A 23,232-nucleotide genomic window follows, 5' to 3' on the forward strand; every position below is an offset into this window, starting at 1 on the left:
CTTGGCCCGGGCGGCGCCGGGAGCGGGGAAGTCTTGCGCGGGGCGGCCGCGCCCCTGTCCGCCGCCGCACGCGGCGTTTCGGACACGCTGCACTCGCGCCGTGCAGCGTGTTCGCTCCGAGGCGCACTACGCGGCGGCAGTGCCGCGTCTGGTTCGGCCTGCATCGGGCGGCGGGCCGGGCAAAACAGGGGAGAGCGCCGCCCTGCCGCGCCGGGGCGGCCGCTTGCATTTTTCGGCAGGGGGTGTACAATACCATACCGTGAGACATGTTTTTTGAAAGAACGGAGAACGCAAATGGAACAACAGGAAAAAGGCCTTGACCTCTCGCTGCTGAACGAGGAGCTGCGCCGGGCCATCGCCGCCCACACCAAGCCCATGGTCTGCTTTGAGGGCCTGGAGGTGACCGCCATCCGGGAAGGCTATGTGGAGGCGAAAGCCCCCGTCACCGAGAACAGCCTGAACCCCTACGGCAACGCCCACGGCGGCTGGCTGTTCGCCCTGTGCGACACCTGCTCCGGCCTCGCGGCCAGCACCTGGGGCCGCCCCAACGTGACCCTGCAGGCCTCGGTGAACTACATCCGGGGCGCTAAACCCGGCGACACCGTCACCGTCAAGGCCACCAGCCGCCACAGCGGCGGGCGCACCGCCGTGAATCAGGTGGAGCTTTTCGACGGCCAGGGCCGTCTGCTGCTCACCAGCAGCTTCACCATGTACTACATGGACGGCAAAAAATGAAAAAAGGCAGGGCCCGCCGGGCTCTGCCTTTTGTTTTGCACATCCGGGCGGCCGCCGTGTTGAAAACACGGGCCGCTCATCGCCGGTCAGAAGTTGGAGCCGTTCCAGCCCCAGTGCTCGGTTTCGGCGTACTTCACATACACCCGGTCGGCGGGGATGTCCAGCACGCAGTCCAGAATGTCGCACACCCGGCCGGTCAGCTGGCGGTAGTCCTCGCCGTCCGCGCCGCCGTAGACGCTCACCTCCGCGATGGCGGCGGGCGCGTCGCTGCCCGCCATCCACAGGGCCTTTTCGCCCTCCACTTCCACCATCAGCCAGGCCTCGCTCTTGCCCGGGATGACCTCGATGGCCTGCCCCAGCATGGTCTTGATCCGCTCGGCCTGGCTCTCGTTCACCGCCACATTGGCGCTCACCCGAATAAACGGCATGTTCCTTCCTCCTTTTTATTCCGCCGCGGGCAGATGCGCCCGCAGAAACTGCAAAACGTCCTCGTACACCTCGGCCTTGCCCGCCTCGTTGAGAATTTCGTGGCGCATGCCGGGATAGAGCTTCAGCCGCACGTCCAGCCCCGCGTCCTTCAGCCACTGATACACCTGGGTGGGGCCTTTGCCGTTCGCGCCCACCGGGTCCTTGTCGCCGGCGATGACGAACACCGGCAGGCTTTTGGGCACCCGCGCCGCCCAGCTCGGGCCGGTCACGGCGGCAAGCCCGCCGAACATGTCCCGGTAGGTGGCCGCCGTGAAGGTGAAGCCGCAGTCCGGGTCGGCGTCAAAGGCCTCCTGCACGGACTTGTCCGCCGCCAGCCAGGCCGAGGGGCCCTCGCCGGGGAACTGCTTGTGGTAGCCGCCGGTGGAGAGGGACTCGATGAGTTTGCCGGGGCTTTTGGGGCCCTTCACTGCCGCCTGCAGGCTGGCCAGCGCCCGGGCAAAGCCCAGCAGGGGATTGGCCCCCATGGTGCCGCAGACCACCGCGGCGGCAAGCCCGCCGCCCCAGCGGGCGATGTACTCCCGGGTCAAAAAAGAGCCCATGCTGTGGCCGAAGATGAACACCGGCAGGCCGGGGTATTTGGCCCGGGCGTCCGCCTCCAGCCGGTGCAGGTCGGCCAGCACATGCTCCCAGCCGTCGCGGTCGGCAAAGTGGCCCTGAACCACCGCCGAGCGCCCGTGGCCCGCGTGGTCGTTCATGAACACCGCAAAGCCGTGCTGGGCCAGGAAGCTGGCAAAATCTTCATAGCGGGCGCTGTGCTCCGCCATGCCGTGCACCAGCAGCAGCACCGCCTTCGGCTCTTCGCGGGCCCACAGGCGGGAAAAGATCTCGCCCTCGCCGCTGTGGGCGGGGCTGGTCCACTCACTGCTTTTCATCTTCGCCCTCCTTCTGCTCCGCCGCGCCGAAGGGCGCCAGCGACAGGCCAGTCACGTCGCTCACCGGCAGCGAAAAGGCCAGGGCGTGGCCGATGCCCGCGCCCTCGGCGCAGATGGCCTTCATCACCGGCTGCCGCCCCGCGGCGGGCACCAGGATGAGCACCACGTCCTTTTCCGGCTGGATGGTGATGTGCAGGAATTTCTGGGCTTCCTCGGCGGCAAGGCTCCGGCCGTGCACCACTGTGCCGCCCCGGGCCCCCGCCCCGCGGGCGGTGTCCATCACATCGGCGGCAAAGCCGTGCTCGGTGATGACCACGATGAGTTCATGCTGGCTGCGCATGGGTCGCTCCTCCTTTTGGGATGGTGTTTCGGCCGCCGCTGCCGCGGCGATGCGCTGGTGGGCCAGCGCGCTGATGCTGCACAGGTCGATGGTGAAGGCGATGCCCCGCCCCGGGCGGTAGAGCTCCAGCCGCTCGGTCAGCGCCGCCAGCACTTCGCCGGCGTCCCCCGGCAAAAGCGCCAGCACCACGTCCTTTTCCGGCTCGTCCAGGCCCAGCAGGTCCATCACTTCCGCACTGGCGGTGCCATGGCCCAGCAGCACGAGCTGGGTCAGGATGCGGCGGCGGCGCAGCTCGGCGGACACCGCCTCGCCCTTGCCCCGGTCCACCACGGCAAACAGGCAGCATATGGATGAAGGCGCTTGGTTCATTGCACATCCTCCTCGGGGCCCGCGTCCAGTTCCAGCACGTCGTCCGTCTCCTGCGCCGGGGCGCTTTCGCCGGCGTGCCGGGTCTTGAACTGATACACCAGCCCGATGATCTGAATGGTGATGAGGGGTATCATGGCCACCATGGCCACCACCCCGAAGGCGTCGGTGAGAATGTCGCCCCCCACCGCCTCGCAGGCCCCCATGGCAAAGGGAAGAAGGAAGGTGGCGGTCATGGGGCCGGAGGCCACCCCGCCGGAGTCAAAGGCCACCGCGGTGAAGATGCGGGGCACGAAAAAGCTCAAAGCCAGCGCCAGGGCGTAGCCCGGCAGCAAAAAACACAAAAGGGGCGCGCCGGTGAGCACCCGCACCATCGACAGCCCCACCGAGGCCGCCATGCCGATGGACAGGCCCGCCATCATCACCTTCTGGGAAATGGCGCCGCCGGTGATCTCCTCCACCTGCTTGTTCAGAACCAGCACGGCGGGCTCGGCCTTGACCAGGAAGTAGCCGATGAGCATGCCCACCGGCACGATGAGCCAGCGCAGGGGCAGCTGTGCCAGCCGGCGGCCCAGCTCGTTGCCCGCGGGCATGAAGCCCACGTTCACCCCGGTGAGGAAGAGGGTGAGGCCCAGGAAGGTGTAGAGGATGCCCACCAGGATTTTGGCCAGCGCCCGGCGGCGCAGCCGGAAGAAGAGCACCTGAAACACCAGGAAGAACGCCAGGATGGGCCCCAGGGCCAGGGCCACCTCTTTGGCGTATTCCGGCGCCGCCGCTCCGAAGGCCGCCAGCAGGGCCCGGGTGTCCTCGATCGCAGACACCGACAGGGGGGTGTAGCTCGCGTCGCCCGAGCGGTAGATCATGCCCAGGATGAGCACCGACAGCACCGGCCCGATGCTGCACAGCGCAACAAGGCCGAAGCTGTCGCCCTCGGCGTTTTTGTCGCTTCGCACGGCGGTGAGGCCCAGGCCCAGCGCCATGATGAAGGGCACCGTGATGGGCCCGGTGGTCACCCCGCCGGAGTCGAAGGCCACGGCCAGAAAAGCCGACGGCACGAAGCGGGTGAGGATGAACACCAGAAGATAAAAGACGATGAGCATCACCGGCAGGCTCCAGCCCAGCAGAATGCGCAGGAAGCTCAGCACCAGGAACAGCCCCACCCCGGCGGCCACCGTCAAGATCAGCACCCGGTCGGGAACGGCGGGGGTCTGTCTGGCCAGCACCGCCAGGTCCGGCTCCGCCACCGTCACCAGCACGCCGATGAGAAAACAGCCCGCCAGGATGAGCCACAGTTTGCGGGTGCGGGTGAGGTGGGTGCCCACCAGCTCGCCGATGGGCATCATGGCCATGTCCGCCCCCAGGGTAAAAAAACCCATGCCCAGGATGAGCAGGGCCGCCCCTGCCAGGAACAGGCACAGGGTGGAAAGGTCCACCGGCACCACAAAGGCGCACAGCGCCAGCACGATGAGGCTGACGGGCAGCACGGCGGCCAGGGATTCGTGGATCTTCAGCTTGAGTTGTTTGTTCAAGGGCATCGCCTCCTTTGACGCGGGTGGACGCGCCGCGCCGGCAAAGGGGTGCGTCAAACCGGCGGCGGCGGGAGGGCCGGGCCCGAAGGCGCCCTCGCGGGATATACAAGACATATCCATTATATAACGCGGGGGCCGGCCTGCGCAAGCATGGATCAATTTTTGCACAGGCCATAGTTTTTTAATACAAGTGCGTAGTTTTTTCTATCGTTTTTTCCCTTTCCGGCAGGTAAAATGGTCTTGTCACCGGGCGAAACGGCCTTTCGGCGCGAAGGCGCAAAGGCCACGCCCAAAAAATCAAGGAGGACAAACCATGAAAAAGCTTCTTGCACTTGCACTGAGCGCTGTGCTGGCCCTGAGCCTGGCGGCTTGCGGCGGCACCCCCGCTTCCACCCCTGCTTCCACCCCCGCTTCCGGGGCTGCCTCTGAGGGCGGCGCTGCCGCCACCTCCGACATGCGCGTGGACGTGTTCTACTACGACTTCTCCGACGTGTACATCTCCACCGTGCGCGCCGCCATGGACGAGCAGCTGAAGGCCATGGGCATCGAGCCCAACAACTGGGATGCCGCCGGCAGCCAGCCCACCCAGACCGACCAGGTCAACACCGCCATCACCGCCGGTTCCGACCTGCTGATCGTCAACATCGTTGAGACCGCCACCAGCGCCCCCGCGCAGGACATCGTGAATGCCGCCCAGACCGCCGGCATCCCCGTGATCTTCTTCAACCGCGAAGTGGCCGACAACGAAGTCATCAACAGCTATGACAAGTGCGCCTTCGTGGGCACCAACGCCCCCGACGCCGGCCATATGCAGGGCGAGATGATCGGCAACTACCTGCTGGCCAACTACGACACCGTTGACCTGAACGGCGACGGCCAGATCTCCTACGTCATGTTCAAGGGCCAGGAGGGCAACGCCGAGGCCGAGGCCCGCACCCAGTACGCCGTTGAGGACGCCAACAAGCTGCTCACCGAGGCCGGCAAGCCCGAGCTGAGCTACTACGACGCCAGCGCTTCCACCAAGTACCTGGTGGACACCGAGGGCAAGTGGTCCGCCAAGGCCGCCAACGACTACATGGTCGCTCTGCTGGGCTCCTACAACGAGGACAACGGCAACATGGTCGAGCTGATCATCTGCAACAACGACGGCATGGCCGAGGGCGCTATCTCCGCTCTGCAGAACGTCGGCTACAACAACGGCGAAGGCACCACCATCATCCCCGTGTTCGGCGTTGACGCCACCGACAGCGCCAAGGCGCTGATCAAGGCCGGCAACATGGCCGGTTCCATCAAGCAGGACGCCGTGGGCATGGCTTCCACCATCAACACCCTGGTCAAGAATGTCCAGGACGGCGCTGAGCTGATGGCCAACACCGATCAGTTCGTCGTGGACGAGGGCGTGGCCAAGATCCGCGTTCCCTACGCGATGTACGACGCCACCAGCGAGGACTGATCAACTCCATCCGCTGAATTGACCCATGGCCGGGCGGGGCTGCACTGGCAGCCCCGCCCGGCCTGACGTGGGATAACCGCCCCTTTTGCGAAGGGCGGGCCTTCCCGCGAAGAGAGGAGGAAGAATATGGAGCAGCCGGCACTGCTGGAGATGCGCGGCATCTGCAAAGAGTTCCCCGGCGTGAAGGCGCTGGACAACGTCAACCTCACCGTGCGGCCGGGCACCGTGCACGCCCTGATGGGCGAGAACGGCGCGGGCAAGTCCACCCTGATGAAGTGCCTGTTCGGCATCTACCACAAGGACGCGGGCACCATCAAGCTGGACGGCAGGGAGGTCAACTTCCGCAGCTCCAAGGAAGCGCTGGAAAACGGCGTGGCCATGGTGCATCAGGAGCTGAACCAGGCCCTGACCCGCAGCGTGCAGGACAACCTCTGGCTTGGCCGCTACCCCAAGGTGGCGGGCATCATGGTGAGCGAGAGCCTGATGGCCAAGCGCACCAAGGAGATTTTCGACACGCTGGAAGTGAACGTGAACCCCAAGGCCATCATGTCCACCCTGCCCGTGAGCCAGCGGCAGATGGTGGAGATCGCCAAGGCGGTCTCTTACGATTCCAAGATCATCGTCTTCGACGAGCCCACCTCGTCCCTCACCGAGACCGAGGTGGAACACCTGTTCCGCATCATCAACATGCTGCGGGACAAGGGCTGCGGCATCATCTACATAAGCCACAAGATGGAGGAGATCCTGCGCATCAGCGACGAGGTGACCATCATGCGCGACGGCACCTGGGTGGCCACCCGCCCGGCCAAAGAGCTGACGATGGACGAGATCATCCGCCTGATGGTGGGCCGCGAGCTCACCAACCGCTTCCCGCCCAAGGAGAACACCCCCGGCGAGGTCATCCTGGACGTGCAGCACATCGCGGGCAAATACACCCGCCTGAAGGACGCCACCTTCCAGCTGCGCAAGGGTGAAATTCTGGGCATCGCGGGCCTGGACGGCTCCGGCCGCACCGAGGTGCTGGAGAACCTCTTCGGCGCCATGACCCGCCAGGGGGGCACCATCACCCTCCACGGCAAGGAGATCCGCAACCGCACCCCGGGCGAGAGCATCAAGAACGGCTTCGCCCTGCTCACCGAGGAGCGCCGTGCCACCGGCATCTTCGGCATCCGCGACATCAAGGAGAACACCGTTATCTCCAGCCTGAAGGACTATCTGCTGGGCGGCATCTGCCTGAGCGACAAGAAGATGCGCGACGACACCGACTGGTCCATCCAGGCCATGCACATCAAGACCCCCAGCCAGCGCACCCAGATCCGCTCGCTCTCCGGCGGCAACCAGCAGAAGGTCATCATCGGCCGCTGGCTGCTCACCAAGCCGGAGATCCTCCTGCTGGACGAGCCCACCCGCGGCATCGACGTGGGCGCGAAGTACGAAATTTACCAGCTCATCATCGACCTTGCCAAAGAGGGCAAGGGCGTCATCATGGTCTCCTCCGAGATGCCCGAGCTGCTGGGCGTGTGTGACCGCATCCTGGTCATGTCCGGCGGCCAGGTGGCCGGCGAGGTGGACGCGGCAAACACCAGCCAGGAGGAGATCCTCACGCTGGCGGCAAAGTATGTGTAAACGAGGAGGAATCGACTGATGAACAACAATTCCACCGCCCTCGCCGAAAAGGTGAAGGGTCTGGACGCGAAAAAGATCGGCAACGCGCTGCTGAACAACGCCCTCATCATCATCATGCTGGCGGTGGCGGTGTATGTGGCGGTGACCGAACCGTCCTTCCTGGCCCCCCGCTCTCTGGTCAACCTGCTGAGCCTGACCGCCGCCTACCTGCCGGTGGCCCTGGGCATCGCCGGCTGCATCGTGCTCACCGGCACCGACCTGTCCGCCGGCCGCGCCGTGGGCATCACCGCCTGCGTGGCCGCCAGCCTCCTGCAGGCGGCGGACGCCCCCAACAAGATGTGGCCCGCCATCGGCACCCTGCCCGTGCCCCTGGTCATCCTCATCGTGGTGGCCATCGGCGCTGCCATCGGCGCCTTCAACGGCTTCTTCGTGGCCAAGTTCAAGCTGCATCCCTTCATCGTGACCCTGGCCACCCAGCTCATCCTCTACACCATGCTGCTGCTCTACGTCAAGATGGGCAACAACAACGGTATGGCCATCTCCGGCCTGGACGAGGGCTACCGCAACTTCGTGGTGGGCAACCCGCCCCTTCTGAACTTTGCCGGCGGCGCCATCCAGATCCCCAACTACGTCATCTACGCCATCCTGCTGAGCGTTCTGATGTGGTTCATCTGGAACAAGACCACCTTCGGCAAGAACATGTTCGCCCTGGGCGCCAACGAAGAGGCCGCCCGCGTTTCCGGCGTCAACGTGTTCATGACCACCATCATGGTGTTCGCCCTGGCGGGCGCGATGTACGGCTGGGCCGGCTTTGTTGAGTCCGCCCGCGTGGCCTCCAACACTGCCAACACCGGCGTGAACTACGAGCTGGACGCCATCGCCGCCTGCGTCATCGGCGGCGTGTCCTTCGTGGGCGGCATCGGCAAGGTCAGCGGCATCATCATCGGCGTCATCATGCTGCGCCTCATCTTCGTGGCCCTGCCCCTGGTGGGCATGGACCAGAACCTCCAGTATGCCATCAAGGGCGGCATCATCCTGTTCGCCTGCGCGCTGGATATGCGCAAGTATCTGGTCAAGAAATAAGCCTTTTCCAAAACGCCGAGGGCGCCCTGCAAAGGGCGCCCTTTTTGCGGTTTTCAAGGCACGGCGGGTATGGTATACTGAGAGCGAAAGGGAGGGCGCAGGATGGAACAGTATCGGGTCCTTTTGGCAGACGACGAGGCGGAGATCCGCCAGGGCATCAGCCGCAAGATCGACTGGGCGGCGCAGGGGTTCGTTCTGGCGGGCGAGGCGGAAAACGGCGCCGAGGCGCTGGAACTGGCGGAGCAGATACGCCCGGACGTGGTGCTCACCGACATCAAGATGCCCTTCATGGACGGGCTGGAGCTCTGCCGCCGGCTGCGGCGGGAGCTGCCCGCGGCCAAACTCGTGGTGTTTTCCGGCTTTGACGACTTTGAATACGCCCGCCAGGCGGTGAGCATGGGCGTTTCGGAATACATCATGAAGCCGGTGAACGCCCGGGAACTGGAGGAAGTGCTGGCGGGCCTGCGCACCCAGCTGGAGGCCCAGCGCCAGCAGCGGCGGGACATGGAGGCGCTGCGCCGCCGCTACGAGGAGAGCCTGCCGGTGCTGCGGGAGCTGTTCTTCGCCCGCCTGCTGGACGGGCGCATCCCCCCGGACCAGCTGAGCGAGCGGGCCGCCCGCTACGAACTGGAACTGCCCGCCGGCCCCTGGGCCGCGGCGATGGTGCAGATGGACCTGCCCGCCGCGGGCGAGGGCGCCGAGCGGGACGAACTGCTGCTTTTGTCGGTGCGCTCCTTTGTGGAGGAGCACTTCGAGCTGCCCGGCTGCTGGCTGCGCACCCTGCTCTACAACGACGCGGTGGCCCTGCTGGCGGGGCTTGAAAACGCGGACCAGCTCTATCCGCTGATGGCGGAGCTGGAGCGGCTGTGCGCTTTGGCCCCCAGCTGCCTGGGGCTTGGCCTCACAGTGGGCCTGGGCCAGCTGTGCGCCACGGCGGGGCAGGTGCGCCAGTCCATGGAAGGGGCCATCGCGGCCCTGGACTACCGCCTGCTGATGGGCGGGGGCCGGGTGCTCTACATCGGGGACCTGGAGCCGGACGCAAGCCTGCGCCTTTTGCTGGACGACGAGGACCAGCGGGCCCTGGCCACGGCGGTGAAGCTGGGCACCGAAGAGCAGCTGGACGCCACCCTCCACGGCCTTCTGGACCGGGTGCGGGCCAGCCGCCTGCCGCCCGCCCAGTGCCAGCTGTATGTGCTGGAGATCGTCACCTGCCTGGTGCGCCTTGCCCGGTCGGGCGGCGTGGAGGTGGAGGACGTGTTCGGGCCGGGCTTCGCGGGCGCGGTGCCCGCGGCGCAGTTCGCCAGCCTGGACCGGCTGGGGGAGTGGCTCACCGAGCGCTGCCGCCGCCTGCGGGAGCTGCTGGGGCGCCGCCGCACCGACAGCGCCGGCCGCACGGTGGACGAGGCCAAGGCCTACATCGCCGCCCACTTTGCCGACAGCGGCCTGGGGGTGGAGGCGGTGTGCGAGCACCTGCACCTTTCGCCCACCTATTTTTCCACCCTGTTCAAGCGGGAGACCGGCCAGAGCTTCACCGCCTGCGTCACCGAGCAGCGGATGAACGAAGCCGCGCGCCTGCTGCGCGACACCGAGGAAAAGACCTACCTCATCGCCCAGCGCACCGGCTACGCCGACCCCAACTATTTCAGCTATGTGTTCAAGCGCCACTTCGGCGTGACCCCCTCCAAGTACCGGGCGGGCCAGACCTGAAGGCGGCAGTTTTCGGCAAGGGAGGGAGCATCGCGTGAAAAAACTCTTCGCCCGGGCGGCGGCGTCCCTCTCGGGGCGCTACCGCACCATGAGCATCCAGATGGTCATCTCCCTGTCCTTCACCGTGGCCGCGGTGGCGGGCATGGTGCTCATGGGGCTGAGCCTTGTCTGGCGCTACTCCGCGGGCACCGAGCAGCTGGTGCGGGAGAACACCGAGCGGGTGCTGGGCCAGGTGAACATGAACATGGACAGCTACCTGCGCCGGATGATGCGGGTGAGCGACACCATGTATTACCGCATCATCAAAAATGCCGACCTTGCCACCCAGAGCCTGGACGAGGGGATGGAGCTGCTGTACGAGGAGAACCGGGACGAGCTGGTCTCCATCGCCGTGTTCGACAGCAAGGGCGCGCTGGTGGCGGGCACCCCCCTCACCGCCCTGAAGGAAGGGGCGGACCCCGCCTCCTCCGACTGGTATCAGGCGGCGCTGGACAAGATGGAGAACCTGCATTTTTCCACCCCCCACATCCAGCGCCTGTTCGCCGACCCGGACGAGAACTTCCGCTGGGTGGTGTCCCTGAGCCGGTATGTGCAGCTCACAAGAGAGGGCAGCACCTACAGCGGCGTTTTGCTGGTGGACATGGGCTTTTCCGGCATCGAGCAGGTCTGCCGGGACGTGGAGCTGGCGGGCGGCGGCTACATCTACCTCACCGACGCTTCCGGCGAACTCATCTACCACCCCCGCCAGCAGCTCATCTACGCGGGGCTGGACACCGAGAACAATCTGGCCGCCGCGTCCCTGGCCGACGGCACCCACACCGAGACCTTCGAGGGGGAAAGAAGGCTGGTCACCGTCAAGACGGTGGGCTACACCGGCTGGAAGCTGGTGGGCGTGGTGCCCCGCGCCGGCGCGGGGGACGACGGGGGCTACATCTTCCTGTTCGGCCTGTCCATGCTGCTGTTCTCGGCCTTTTTGATGGCCTTTCTGAACTTCCGCATCTCGGCGCGCATCTCCGACCCCATCCGCCGGCTGGAGCAGTCGGTGAAGGAGCTGGAGGCCGGGGCCCGGGAGGTGGCCATCAAAGAGGACGGCTGCTACGAAGTGCGGCGGCTGGCCCACTCCATCGCGTCGATGGTGTCCACCATGCGCCATTTGATGGACGACATCATTTTGCAGGAAAAGCGCAAGCGCCGCAGCGAGCTGGAAGTGCTGCAAAGCCAGATCAACCCCCATTTCCTCTATAACACCCTGGACTCGGTGATCTGGATGACCGAGGCCGGCCGCTACGACGAGGCCATCCAGATGGTCACCTCGCTGGCGCGGCTGTTCCGCATCGCCCTGAGCCGCGGGCGCAGCTTCATCCCCCTGGCGGACGAACTGGAGCACGCCCGCCACTACATGACCATCCAGCAGATCCGCTATCAGGACAAGTTCACCGCCTCGGTGCGCGCCGAAGAAGGCACCGAGGGCCTTTACACCCTCAAGCTCATCGTGCAGCCCCTGCTGGAGAACGCCATCTACCACGGCATGGCCGGCTGCGAGGAGGACGGGCGCATCACCGTCACCGCAAAGCGGGACGGCGGCGATCTGGTCATCGACGTGAGCGACAACGGCGTGGGCATGCCCCCCGAGGTGGTGGAGCGCCTTCTGGACGAGAGCCGGCCCCAGACCCGGTCCAGCGGGTCGGGCATCGGGGTGCGCAACGTCCACCGGCGCATCCGGCTGACCTTCGGCGAAGGCTACGGCCTTGAGGTGTTCAGCGAGCCGGACGAGGGCACCACCGTGCGCATCCGGCTGCCCGCCCTCACCGCCGAGGAGGCCGCGCAGCTGCAACGGGAGGAAGAGCCATGAAAAAACAAAGGAGCAACGCGCTGTGGCAGCTGCTGGTGCTGGTGGCGCTGGCGGCGGCGGTGGCGCTGACGCTGGCCTGGCCCCAGCTGCCCTTTGCCCGGCGGGAGGGCGAGCCGGTGGAGGTGTCGGTCATCCTGCGCAGCACCGACGGCTCCGACTGGGCCAACGCCCGCCTCGGCATGGAGCAGGCGGCGGGCGAACTGCGGGCGGAGGTGCGCATCGTGACCCTCTCGGCGGAGAACGATGCCGCCGAGCAGGCCCGCCTGATGGGCTACGAGGCCCAGCGGGGGGCGGACGTGCTGGTGGTCATCCCGGCGGGCGAGCTGCCCGCCGGGCCCGGCGCGCCGGTCATCACGCTGGAATCCGCCGGCGGGGCGGCCTCCGTCTGCCCGGACAACGAGGCCCTGGGCCGGGCGCTGGCCGCCGCGGCCCTGGTGGACGCGCCGGCGGGGCCGGTGCTGCTGGTGAACAGCGTCCCCGGCTCGGCGGGGGTGAGCGCGCGCCTTGCCGCCGCCAAGGCGGCGCTGGAAGAGGCGGGCGCTCAGGTCATCGAGACCGCCCCGGAAGGGGAGGGCGCGCTGGAAGCGGCGCTGGCCGGAACGGACGCGGCGGCGGTGCTGCTGTTCGAGCCGTCGGCCACCGAGGCGGCGGCTGCCGCCAAGGAAAAACTGGGCCTTGCCCCCGCCCTCTACGGCGTGGGCTCCACCGGGCCCATCGCCGCGGCGCTGGAGCGGGGCAGCCTTGCCGCCAGCGCGGTGTGGAGCGATTTTGCCGCGGGGTATCTGGCGGTGGAAGGGGCGGTGCGCACCGCCCGGGGCGAAGACTGGCAGCCCCAGCCGCTGGCCTTTTCCATCCTGCGGGGGGAGGACATCTATGAACCGGACAATCAAAAGCTGCTGTTCCCGGTGGCTTCGTAAGGCGGCCGCGGCCCTTGCCTGCGCGGCGCTGGCCGCCGGCTGCGGCACGGCGGAAACGGAGCCCCCGGTGCTGCGGGTGGGGGTGGCCCTCTACACCCAGGACGACACCTTCATCGCCACCATCGCCGCCGAGCTGGAGCGGATGGCCCGGGAGGAAGAGCAGGCCCGGGACCTGCGCATCAACCTGTCGGTGGTGGACGGGCGCTCGAACCAGACCACCCAGCTGGACCAGATCGACAGCCTCATCGGCCGCGGGTGCGACGCGCTGTGCGTCAACATCGTGGACCGCACCGCCGCCGCCGTGCTCATCGACAAGGCCCAGAAGGCGGGCGTGCCCCTCATCTTCTTCAACCGCCAGCCGGTGGCGGAGGACATGCTGCGCTGGGAGCACGCCTATTATGTGGGCGCAAAGGCGGAGGAGGGCGGCGTTCTGCAGGGGCGGCTGGTGCTGGAGGCATGGCAGACCGACCCCGCCCTGGACCGCAACGGCGACGGGGTGCTGCAGTATGTGATGCTGGAGGGCGAGCCCGGCCACCAGGACGCGATGCTGCGCACCGAGTACGCCGTCAAGACCCTCACCGACGCGGGGGTGGCGGTGGAAAAGCTGGCCAGCGACACCGCCAACTGGAAGCGGGGCCAGGCCATGGCCAAGGCCCGGCAGTGGCTGGAGGAAGGGATGGGGGAGGCCATCGAGGTGGTGTTCGCCAACAACGACGACATGGCCCTCGGGGCCATCGACGCCGTCAAGCAGGCGGAGGAGGACCTGCCGCTGGTGGTGGGGGTGGACGCCACCGCCCCCGCCCTGGAGGCCGTGGCGGCGGGGGAGCTTTACGGCACCGTGCGCAACGACGGCGCGGGCATCGCCCGGGCCATGCTGGACCTGGTGCTGGCGCTGGCCGACGGCTCCGACCCCGCCGGGGCGGTGGAGCTGGAGGACGGCCACTATGTCTGGCTGCCCTACCGGGCCGTCACCGCCCGCGACCTGGAGGAAAAAACCCCCTGAAACCGGGGCGGCGCGCCGCGCCGCCCCGCCCTTTTGCCCGCGGGAAAAATTTTACGAAAAATGCTCTTCACAACCGGCATCGAATGGGGTATACTGTGGGATAAAGACCCAAAGCCGGGGCCCCTCAGGCCCGGCAAAAAAACGGAGGCTTTTAAAATGGACATTGCGCCGTTGCGGCGTCTGACGAGTTTTCAGATCATCATCCTTCTGTTCGCTGCGGTCATTCTGGCGGGGGCGCTGCTGCTGATGCTGCCCTTTGCTTCCCAGAGTGGCCGCGTCACTCCCTTTGACGAGACGCTCTTCACCGCCACCTCGGCGGTCTGCGTCACCGGCCTCGTGGTGCAGGACACCGCCACCTATTGGTCGTATTTCGGGCAGGCGGTCATCCTGCTGCTCATCCAGATCGGCGGCCTGGGGGTGGTCACGGTGGCCTCGGCCATCGCCCTGCTGGCAGGGCGGCGCATCTCGCTGATGCAGCGGGGCACCATGCAGGAGGCCATCTCCGCCCCCAAGGTGGGCGGCATCGTGCGGCTCACCGGCTTCATTTTGCGGGCGGTGTTCCTCATCGAGGGCATCGGCGCGGCCTGCCTTGCGCCGGTGTTCGTGCGGGATTTCGGCCTCAGAGGCGTCTGGATGGCGGTGTTCCATTCCATCTCCGCCTTCTGCAACGCGGGCTTCGACCTGATGGGCGCGCCGGGCGCGGAATACGCCTCCCTCACCGCCTACCGGGCCGACCCGGTGGTGAACCTGGTCATCATGGGCCTCATCGTGGTGGGCGGCATCGGCTTCCTCACCTGGGACGACATCCGCACCAACGGATTCCGCCTGCACCACTACCGCATGCAGAGCAAGGTCATCCTGGTCACCACGGCGGTGCTCATCGTGGCGCCGGCGGCGTGGTTCTTCTTCGACGAGTTCTCCGCCCTGCCCCTGGGCGAGCGGGTGTGGATGAGCCTGTTCCAGTCCGTCACCCCCCGCACCGCCGGCTTCAACACCGCCGACCTCACCTCTCTGAGCGGCCTTGCCGTGGCGGTGACCATCGTGCTCATGCTCATCGGCGGCTCGCCGGGGTCCACCGCCGGCGGCATGAAGACCACCACCGTGGCGGTGCTCTTCGCCAACGCCATCGCCGTGTTCCGGCGGCGGGAGGAAGGCCGCTTTTTCGGCCGGCGCATCAGCGTCAAGGCCTCCTGCGACGCGGCGGCCATCCTGCTGCTCTATGTCACCCTGTTTTTCTTCGGCGGCTTCATCATCAGCTCGGTGGAGGGGCTGCCTTTGGCCGACTGTCTGTTTGAGACCGCCTCGGCGGTGGGCACGGTGGGCCTCTCCCTGGGGCTGACCCCCAGCCTCGGCCTTGTTTCCCGGGGGGTGCTCATCTTCCTGATGTACATGGGCCGCGTGGGCGGCCTCACCCTCATCTACGCCGCGCTGGCGGGCGCTGCCAAGACTGGCAGCAAGCTCCCGCAGGAGCGCATCACCATCGGTTAAAGGAGGAGTTTTTCCATGAAATCCTTTTTGCTCATCGGCCTGGGCCGCTTCGGCCGCCATCTGGCCATGCAGCTGAACGCCCAGGGCCATCAGGTCATGGCGGTGGACGACGACGAGGAAAAGGTGAACGCCGTGCTCAACGTGGTCACCAACGCCCAGATCGGCGACAGCACCAACGGCGAATTTTTGCAGGAGCTGGGCGTGAGCAACTATGATGTCTGCATCGTGGCCATCAGCGACAATTTCCAAAGCTCGCTGGAAACGACCTCGCTGCTCAAGGAGCTGGGGGCAAAGAAGGTGGTGTCCCGGGCCGAGCGGGACGTGCAGGCCAAGTTCCTTCTGCGCAACGGCGCGGACGAGGTGCTCTACCCCGAAAAGCAGCTGGCTAAGTGGGCGGCGGTGCGCTATGGCTCCGACCATCTTCTGGACTACATCGAGCTGGACGCCGACAACGCTATCGTGGAGGTGGAAGTGCCCGCCGAGTGGGCGGGCAAGACCGTCGGCGAGATCGACGTGCGCCGCATCCACAACATCAACCTGCTGGCGGTCAAGCGGGAGGGCGCCATCGACGCCCAGATCACCCCGTACACCGTGCTTCCCAAGGACGGCACCCTGCTGGCCCTGGGCGAATACCGGGCGCTGAAAAAGTGCTTCCGGACATAAGAAAAGACGCAAGGCCCTTCCCCGGCGGGGAAGGGCCCTTTTTTGCCCCAAAGGCTTGCAAAGGCGGCAGGGGCCGCGTATACTGATAAAATGCACGACAAGCGGCCCTTTGGCCGTATCTGAAAGGAATTTTTCCATGGCCCTTCTGACCGCGATCTATAATTTTTTGTGGGGCGATCTGTTCCGCATCCCGCTGCCCGGCGGCAGCAGCCTGGGCGTTTCTCTGCTGGTGCTCATCCTGCTGCCGGCGGGGGTGTATTTCACCCTGCGCACCCGCTTTCTGCCCTTCCGGCTGTTCCCGGAGATGGTGCGCATCACCATGGCAAACAACAAAAAGCCGGGGGCGGAGGGGCTGTCCGGCGTGCAGGCCCTCATCGTCTCCACCGCCTGCCGGGTGGGCATGGGCAATCTGGTGGGCGTGGTGGCAGCCATCAGCGCCGGCGGCGCGGGCGCGGTGTTCTGGATGTGGCTCATCGCCCTGCTGGGCTCCTCCACCGCCTTCATCGAGGCCACCCTGGCCCAGCTCTACAAGGAAAAAGACCCCCTCTACGGCGGCTGGCGGGGCGGCCCGGCCTACTATCTCCACGCCCTTTTCGCAAAAGGCAAGCGCCGCTCGGTGCTGGCGGTGCTGTTCGCCGTTTCCGGCCTTGTGTGCTGGTGCGGCATCAGCCAGGTCATCGGCAACTCCATCTCCTCCTCCTTCGAGAACGCCTTCAACATCCCGCCCATCTGGTCCACCGTGGCGCTGGTGGCGGTGGCGGCGGTGATCGTGCTGCGGCGCAACGCCACCGTCAAGGTGCTGGACGTGGTGGTGCCGCTGATGGCCGCCTGCTACTTCTTCATCACCCTGGTCATCATCCTGCTCAACGTTCAGCAGCTGCCGGCGGTGTTCGGCCGCATCTTCTCCGAGGCCTTCGGCCTGCGGCAGGCGGTGAGCGGCGGCCTTGGCGCGGTCATCATGAACGGCGCGAAGCGCGGCCTTTTCTCCAATGAGGCGGGCTCCGGCTCCGCCCCCTGCGCGGCGGCCGCCGCCCATGTGAGCCACCCGGCCAAGGCGGGCCTGATGCAGGCGCTGGGCGTGTTCATCGACACCCTGCTCATCTGCAGCTGCACCGCCATGGTCATGCTGCTCACCCCCGCCTCCCTCACCCAGGGGCTGGAGGGCATGGACCTGCTGCAGGCGGCCATGGGCCACCATCTGGGGGCGTTCGGCGTGGTGTTCATCGCGGTGGTGCTGTGGCTGTTCAGCTTCTCCACCTTTTTGGGCATCCTCTTCTACGCCCGCTCCAACGTGGCCTACCTCTTCGGCGACAGCTGGCGCAGCCAGACGGCCTACAAGCTGCTGGCTCTGGTCATGCTCTTTGTGGGCGGCCTTGCGGCCTACCAGTTCGTGTGGGACCTGGGGGACGTGGGCATCGGCCTCATGACCATCTTCAACATGATCGCCCTGCTGCCCCTGGCGCCCAAGGCGCTGGCCTCCCTGCGGGACTACGAGCAGAACGAGATGAAAAAGAAATAAAAAAGCGCGGCCTGTCTTTTGACAGGCCGCGTTTTTTTCGGCGGTTTTACCGGGCAGGGGCGGACGGCTCCCGGCAGGAGGCGTTTGCCGCTTCCGCCAGCCGCTCTGCCAGCGCCCGCATGGGGTCCGCTTTCAGCTTGCACACCTTCCGGTCGGCGGTGAGCAGGCCGTTCACCTCCTCCTCCACGTCACTGAGCTGGGTGTAGATGGCGGCGCACAGGCCCTGTTCCACCAGCGGCAGCACCCGCTTTTCGTAGAGGGCCAGCACCCGCCGCTCCAGTTCTTCGGCGCTCTTGCAGGCCCCGTAGCCGTAGCTGCGGCCCGGGCATTGCAGGCGCCCTTCCACCGGCAGGGTCAGCCCGCCGAACTCGGTGAGCACCAGCGGCTTTTCACCCGCCTTCAAATTCCACGGCCCGAAGTAGACGTGGCGGCTGTCCACGTCGGTCTCGCCGCAGCGGAACCACCCGGAGGTGGAGTCGATGAAGCGGCTGGCATCCAGCGAGCGCAGCTTTCGATAAGCGGCTGTGGAGCAGAACTGCCCCCACCCCTCGTTGAAGATGGTCCAGTAGACCACGCAGGGGTGGCTTTTCAGCGCCGCCACCGTCGTCTCCATCCCCGCCAGAAAGGCCGCCCGGGTTTCCGGGTCGGGGTGCATTTTCTCGTCGCCGCGGCGGGTCTGAAAGCCCAGGTTCGGCAGCACTGTGTCCCGCCGGTAATTGTAGTCCCCGTTGTTCACCATGTCCTGGAACACCGCCATGCCCAGGCGGTCGCAGGCGTAGTAGAAGAGGGGCGGCTCCACCTTGATGTGCTTGCGCAGGGTGTTGAAGCCCAGGGCCTTCATGGCCAGGATGTCCTCGTCATAAGCCGCAGGGCTGGCAGGCGTAAAAATGCCGTCGCTCCAGTAGCCCTGGTCCAGCACCCCGTGGAAAAAACAGGGCGCGCCGTTGAGGCAGAGGCGGGCATGGCCGCCCGCCGTCTTCACTTCCAGGGTGCGCAGGGCAAAGTAGCTCTCCACTCTGTCGGCTCCCGCCTGGATGACGACGGGGTAGAGGAAGGGCGCTTCCGGGCTCCAGCGGCGGGGCTTTTCCGGCCGCAGCACCGCCCGGCCCTTTTCCAGCGGGGCGGTGAAGGCCCCGTCCGGGTCGGCCACCGTCACGGTGCCAAAAAGGCGCTCGTCCCCCACGTCCAGCACCGCCTCGTCCAGGGTGCAGGCAAAGTCCGCCCGCCGTATGTAGGTTTGCGGCACGCTCTCCAGCCAGACGGTCTGCCACAGGCCGCTGACCGGGGTGTACCACATGCCGCCGGGCCGCTCCACCTGCTTGCCGTAGGGCTGTACATGGCTCCGCAGGTCGTCGGTGATGCGCAGCACCAGTTCGTTCTCGCCGGGCAAAAGCGCGCCGGTCAGCTCGAATTCGGCGGCCTCATACCCGCCGGTGTGGCTGCCCAGCCGCCGCCCGTTCAAAAAGCAGTCGAGGGTCTGGTCCGCCCCGTCCGCGTGCAGCAGCACCCGCCCGGCATTGAAGCCGTCGGGCAGGGAGAAGACGCGGCGATAAAAGAGAAAACTGCCCTCGGCAAAGTGCTCGCCGATGCCCGAGAGGCTGCTCTCGGGGCAGAAGGGGACCAGGATGTCCCGGTCATAGGCCGCGGGGGCCTCGCCGCTTTGGTTTACCGCGAACTGCCAGCGGCCGTTCAGGTTCAGGAAGCTCTCCCGCCGCAGCCGGGGCCGGGGATAGTCCGGCCAGGGCAGGGCGGGCAGCGCCTCGCCGGCGGCGGTGAAGAGGGGCTCTTTCATGGAGAACTCCTTTCAGGCCAGCGGCTGGGGCTCGGTGAAGGCGAAGGCGGGGGTGTCCTCGGGGGTCACCGCCAGCAGCTTGCCGCCCCGGCAGGCCTCCCCGGTCATGCGCACCGCGCTGATGCGGCTGGCCCCGGCGGTGCGCCAGTAGTAGACGTGCTCCACGCCGTCGATGCAGCTGGAATAGAGGGTCTCGTCCAGCGCGCCCTCCGGCGTGACGACGCTGCCCCGCACCATGGCCACGCCCTCGAGAACGTGGAAGAACTCCATCACCTGACCGGGCCGGTCGGCGGGGAAGCCGGCGTTCTCCTTGAAGAACACCGCCCGCACATAGCGGGAGGCGGGGGAGGCGTCCCCCGGCAGGCCGATGGCCCCCATGCCCTGGCCGAAGCAGGCCAGGGGCAGGCCCGGCGCGAATTGGTTCTCCGGCTGGCGGGGGGAGAGGTTCATGTAGTTGGCCAGATTGGTCTGGTGGAAGGGGAAGGGCGGGTTGTTGGTGAGCACTCCGGCCTTGTCCTCGTAGAGGTGCAGGCCGTCGGCGGTGGACTCCGCCACCAGCGCGCCGGTGGCGTCCGCCACATGCCAGTGCAGCGGGGCCAGAGGCAGCCCCGGCGCGAAGGGGATGGCGCACACGGTCACCTCTTCCAGCAGGGCTTTGGCCTCGGCCAGGGACGCGCAGCTGCCCAGCACCAGCCACAACAGCTCGTGGGGCGCAAGGTGATTGGGTTCGGCCCCCTCGTCGGCAAAGTAGTGGGCGTTGCCCGGGAAATTCAGCCCGGCCATGTAAAGGCCCTTCTCGTTCATGCCTTCGGCAAAAAGAGGCAGGCCGCCGGCCACGCTGGCCATGCCCACGATGGCGTAGTGCTCCGTCAGGGCGGGGCGGTGGGCGAAGGGAAAGGCGAGGGAACGGGGCGCGATGACCACCCGCTGCCCGAAGGATACCTCCAGGTCCAGGTTGCGTCCGAAAAGTTTCTGCTCAAAAAAAGCGATGCTGGTGCACATGGCGACTACCTCCTTTTTGGTGTCTTGTCTTCAGTATACACCCCTTTTGGCCCCGGTCAAACGAAAGGGGCAAAAAAAGCGCAGCGGCGGAGCAAAACGCTCCGCCGCCGCACCTGGATGGTATATCTCCGCCCGGGCCCTTCGGGCGTGCAAACACCCAAAGCCCGCCCCAAAAGCCCGGCAAGAGCAGAAAAGGAAGACCCCGGCCTCACGCCAGCGCGGGGAACAGCCACAGAAGGGCCGTCACCGTCGCGGAGGCAAAGGCGGTGGCCAGGGTGGTGGAGACGAAGATGGCCGGATAGGCGTCCTTCATCCGCACCCCGGAGAGATGAACGGTCATCAGGATGGTGCCGCTGTAGGGCAGGGAGTCCAGCGTGGTGGCGGAGAAGGCCGCCACCCGGTGGATGACCGCGGGGGCCATGCCCCGGCTTTCCAGCAGCGGCGCCACGATGGGCAGCGCGATGGACTGGCCGGTGGTGGACCCGCCGGTGAGGGCGCACAGCAGCGCCACCGACACCATGCACAGAAGATAGGGGTCGATGGACCAGTGGACGATGGCGTCCACCAGCCGCTCGAACACCGGCACGCTCTGCACGCAGGCGGCAAAGCCGCACACCGCGCCGATGCTGCCCACCGGCGCCAGCGAGGAGGCGAGCCCCTCGTTGATGCAGCGGCGCAGCGCCCGGTATCCGTCCAGCCAGGGGTAAAAGAGAGCCGCCGCGCAGACGGCGCCCGCCAGGGTGCACAGCAGAATGTCCAGCCCGGCCAGATTGAACAGCAGGAACAGCACCGCCAGCGGCGCCAGTGCCAGCGCCGCGGGAGGGCGGCGCACCTGGGCGGAGGCGGCCGCGTCCGGCTGGGCGGCGGGCTCAAAGGTCTCGCCCCGGCGCACCGCGCGCTCGATCATCCAGTCCAGCACCAGCAGGCAGACCACCACCTCCACCGCCATGCCCGTAAGGCCGGGCACAAGGCCCGCCGCAGGGCTGGTGCCCAGCAGGGAGGCGGGGATGAGGTTGGTGGGCTGGGGCGAGCCCGGCCCGCTCAGCGCAAAGGTGACGCAGCCGCCCAGCAGCACCCCCGGCACGAAGCGGCGGGGGATGCCGCAGCTCTCGAACACCGACAGGGCGATGGGGTAGACGGTGATGATGACCACCGCCGCGTTCACGCCGCCGTAGCAGATGAGCGCCGAGGCGAAGATCACCACCAGCAGGCTCATCCGCCGCCGGCCCCTGGGCCCCAGCGGCCCCCGCAGGAACAGCCGCTGCATCGCCCGGGACAGCGACACCGCGGCGCCGCTGTCGGCGTAGAGCTGGGCCATCACCGAGCTGAACAGAAACATGCCCAGCAGGCTGGTCACGATGGAGCCGATGCCGCCGATGTATTTCTGCGTCAGCGTTTCGGCCAGGGGCAGCCCCGCGCACAGCACCACCACCGCCGCCCCGGCAAAGCTGGCCAGATACACCGACCAGCCCCGGTAGGTCAGCAGCATCAGCAGGGCAAAGCCGGCGGCGATGCCCAGAATGCCCAGAAAGTCCATGGTTCGCTCCTTTCGGGCCGGCGCTTACCAGCCCTTGACCTTGGCGATGCCGGTGAAGCCCAGCACCGCGCACAGCAGCATGGCGGGGATCATGGCGATGAAGGCGCCGCTGTAGGAGCCGGTGAGGTCATACACCGCGTTCAGGATGGGGCTGCCGATGAAGGCGCCTACGCAGATCATGGCCTGGATCCAGCCGGTGAAGGTGGCGGAGTCCTTCGGGCCGAAGGCACTGTTCACCATGGCGCAGGAGAGCACCTTGGGGAACAGATAGGCCACGCCCATCAGCACGCACACCAGATACATCAGCGCCGGGCCGGGGGTGGTGAAGGCCATCACCGCAACGCAGCCCACGAACACGCAGATCAGGGCGATCATGGTCACCCGGCAGCCCAGCCAGTCGGCCACCGCGCCGCCGGGGATCATGGTGATGGCGTTCACCAGGAAGATCATGCCGAAGATGGAGCCCACCAGCGAGGGGTCGAAGCCCAGGTCGGACATGTAGACCGACAGGTTGGTGTAGGTGGCGTAAAAGCACATGCCGAACAGCAGGAACACACCCAGGATGGCGTAGAAGTTGTAGGTCTTCATGGCCTGTTTCAGGGTCACGCCGGGCAGCTCCTTTTCCTGGGCCTTCACGCCGGCGGCGGCCGCCTTGGGGGCGGGCTCGCGCTGCAAAAGCAGGCGGATGACCACCGTCACCGCCACCATGCCGATGGCCAGCCCCCGCAAAGTGGCGGCATAGCCCACCGAGCCGATGAGGCCGCCCACCACCCGGCTGCCCACGGTGCCGCCCAGCGCACCCAGCGTCATGGAGACGGAGAGCAGGGTGGCCTGGCCCTTGTCGAACCAGCGGTTCAGCAGGGTGATGGTGATGGCGGAGGAGAAGAAGGCCGCGCAAAGGCCCACCAGCAGCGCGCCGAAATAGAACAGGTAGATGTTGGATGCGGTGGCGTAGATGAAGAAGCCCACCGCCAGCCCCAGGCCGCCCAGCACCGGCACGTTCTTGCTTTTCAGCAGCTGGTTGACCTTGCCGAACTGGGTCAGATACAGCGCGCTGGAGAGCGAGTGGATGGAGAACACCAGCGAGAACTGGGTGCGGCTGATCTCGGGGTGGGTCTCCAGGATGGGCGCCATGAACTGGCTCACCACGCTGTAAGAGCAGGCGTAGTAGACGTTCATCAGGATGGTGGCCAGCAGCACCACATAGCCATAGTGGAATTTAAAGGTTTGTTTGTTCATCGTTTTTCCCCCTCCCGGCG

19 protein-coding genes are annotated in these 23,232 nt (G+C 66.8%); 11 read left to right on the top strand and 8 right to left on the bottom strand.

What is annotated here, in order from left to right:
• The first annotated feature begins 294 nt into the window (after positions 1–294).
• On the top strand, positions 295–735 hold the full coding sequence (locus ACMI1Q_RS07295; protein ID WP_330058142.1) for a PaaI family thioesterase: 441 nt from the start codon (positions 295–297) through the stop codon (positions 733–735).
• 86 nt (positions 736–821) lie between these two features.
• On the opposite strand, the gene ACMI1Q_RS07300 is transcribed toward ACMI1Q_RS07295, so the two are convergent.
• From ACMI1Q_RS07300 to ACMI1Q_RS07315, 4 genes are read right to left on the bottom strand one after another with little or no spacing between them, the layout of a single operon-like run.
• Positions 822–1,163, bottom strand: a complete 342-nt coding sequence (locus ACMI1Q_RS07300; RefSeq protein WP_419503291.1) for a phenylpyruvate tautomerase MIF-related protein — start codon at positions 1,161–1,163, stop codon at positions 822–824.
• Between the two features lie 15 nt (positions 1,164–1,178).
• A complete protein-coding gene (locus ACMI1Q_RS07305) occupies positions 1,179–2,096 on the bottom strand; it encodes an alpha/beta hydrolase (protein ID WP_419503292.1) in 918 nt (305 codons plus the stop codon).
• Entirely contained in the window at positions 2,083–2,805 is a 723-nt protein-coding gene (locus ACMI1Q_RS07310) for a hypothetical protein (protein ID WP_419503293.1), read from the bottom strand. Before ACMI1Q_RS07310 ends, ACMI1Q_RS07305 begins: the two co-directional genes overlap by 14 nt.
• Positions 2,802–4,337 carry a DUF1538 domain-containing protein gene (locus ACMI1Q_RS07315; RefSeq protein ID WP_419503294.1) on the bottom strand — a complete coding sequence of 512 codons (1,536 nt, stop codon included), beginning with the start codon at positions 4,335–4,337 and terminating at the stop codon, positions 2,802–2,804. The genes ACMI1Q_RS07310 and ACMI1Q_RS07315 overlap by 4 nt, the downstream gene beginning before the upstream one ends.
• A gap of 307 nt (positions 4,338–4,644) precedes the next feature.
• Between ACMI1Q_RS07315 and ACMI1Q_RS07320 the strand changes: the two genes are divergently transcribed.
• The 10 genes from ACMI1Q_RS07320 to ACMI1Q_RS07365 all read left to right on the top strand — a co-directional run bounded on the left by ACMI1Q_RS07320 (position 4,645) and on the right by ACMI1Q_RS07365 (position 17,642).
• On the top strand, positions 4,645–5,784 hold the full coding sequence (locus ACMI1Q_RS07320) for a galactose ABC transporter substrate-binding protein (protein ID WP_419503295.1): 1,140 nt from the start codon (positions 4,645–4,647) through the stop codon (positions 5,782–5,784).
• A gap of 126 nt (positions 5,785–5,910) precedes the next feature.
• Positions 5,911–7,410: a sugar ABC transporter ATP-binding protein gene (locus ACMI1Q_RS07325; protein WP_419503296.1), complete on the top strand. Its 1,500-nt coding sequence runs from the start codon at positions 5,911–5,913 to the stop codon at positions 7,408–7,410.
• An 18-nt stretch (positions 7,411–7,428) separates the two neighbouring features.
• Positions 7,429–8,493: an ABC transporter permease subunit gene (locus tag ACMI1Q_RS07330; protein WP_177522653.1), complete on the top strand. Its 1,065-nt coding sequence runs from the start codon at positions 7,429–7,431 to the stop codon at positions 8,491–8,493.
• Between the two features lie 102 nt (positions 8,494–8,595).
• A complete protein-coding gene (locus ACMI1Q_RS07335) occupies positions 8,596–10,200 on the top strand; it encodes a response regulator (protein WP_419503297.1) in 1,605 nt (534 codons plus the stop codon).
• A gap of 34 nt (positions 10,201–10,234) precedes the next feature.
• Entirely contained in the window at positions 10,235–12,052 is a 1,818-nt protein-coding gene (locus ACMI1Q_RS07340; protein WP_419503298.1) for a histidine kinase, read from the top strand.
• The gene (locus ACMI1Q_RS07345) at positions 12,049–12,969 is read left to right on the top strand and encodes a substrate-binding domain-containing protein (RefSeq protein WP_419503299.1); all 921 of its coding nucleotides are present in this window, start codon (positions 12,049–12,051) and stop codon (positions 12,967–12,969) included. The genes ACMI1Q_RS07340 and ACMI1Q_RS07345 overlap by 4 nt, the downstream gene beginning before the upstream one ends.
• On the top strand, positions 12,926–13,972 hold the full coding sequence (locus ACMI1Q_RS07350; RefSeq protein WP_419503300.1) for a galactose ABC transporter substrate-binding protein: 1,047 nt from the start codon (positions 12,926–12,928) through the stop codon (positions 13,970–13,972). Before ACMI1Q_RS07345 ends, ACMI1Q_RS07350 begins: the two co-directional genes overlap by 44 nt.
• A 156-nt stretch (positions 13,973–14,128) precedes the next feature.
• A complete protein-coding gene (locus ACMI1Q_RS07355) occupies positions 14,129–15,460 on the top strand; it encodes a TrkH family potassium uptake protein (protein ID WP_419503301.1) in 1,332 nt (443 codons plus the stop codon).
• A gap of 15 nt (positions 15,461–15,475) precedes the next feature.
• Positions 15,476–16,123, top strand: coding sequence for a potassium channel family protein (locus ACMI1Q_RS07360; RefSeq protein ID WP_419503302.1), 648 nt, complete (start codon positions 15,476–15,478; stop codon positions 16,121–16,123).
• Between the two features lie 136 nt (positions 16,124–16,259).
• Positions 16,260–17,642, top strand: coding sequence for an alanine/glycine:cation symporter family protein (locus ACMI1Q_RS07365; protein ID WP_419503303.1), 1,383 nt, complete (start codon positions 16,260–16,262; stop codon positions 17,640–17,642).
• Between the two features lie 46 nt (positions 17,643–17,688).
• On the opposite strand, the gene ACMI1Q_RS07370 is transcribed toward ACMI1Q_RS07365, so the two are convergent.
• The 4 genes from ACMI1Q_RS07370 to ACMI1Q_RS07385 form a co-directional block, all read right to left on the bottom strand.
• Positions 17,689–19,434 (bottom strand): glycoside hydrolase family 2 protein, encoded by a 1,746-nt coding sequence (locus tag ACMI1Q_RS07370; protein ID WP_419503304.1) that lies wholly within the window; start codon positions 19,432–19,434, stop codon positions 17,689–17,691.
• Positions 19,435–19,446: 12 nt separating this feature from the next.
• Positions 19,447–20,436, bottom strand: coding sequence for a linear amide C-N hydrolase (locus tag ACMI1Q_RS07375; RefSeq protein ID WP_419503305.1), 990 nt, complete (start codon positions 20,434–20,436; stop codon positions 19,447–19,449).
• Positions 20,437–20,644: 208 nt separating this feature from the next.
• Positions 20,645–21,973, bottom strand: coding sequence for a GntP family permease (locus ACMI1Q_RS07380; RefSeq protein WP_419503306.1), 1,329 nt, complete (start codon positions 21,971–21,973; stop codon positions 20,645–20,647).
• 24 nt (positions 21,974–21,997) lie between these two features.
• Positions 21,998–23,212, bottom strand: a complete 1,215-nt coding sequence (locus tag ACMI1Q_RS07385; RefSeq protein WP_394979857.1) for an MFS transporter — start codon at positions 23,210–23,212, stop codon at positions 21,998–22,000.
• Positions 23,213–23,232: the final 20 nt, after the last annotated feature.

Origin of the sequence: Candidatus Allofournierella excrementavium, assembly GCF_048526665.1 — a bacterium.
In the GTDB taxonomy this organism is placed as follows: Bacteria; Bacillota; Clostridia; order Oscillospirales; family Ruminococcaceae; genus Allofournierella_A; species Allofournierella_A excrementavium.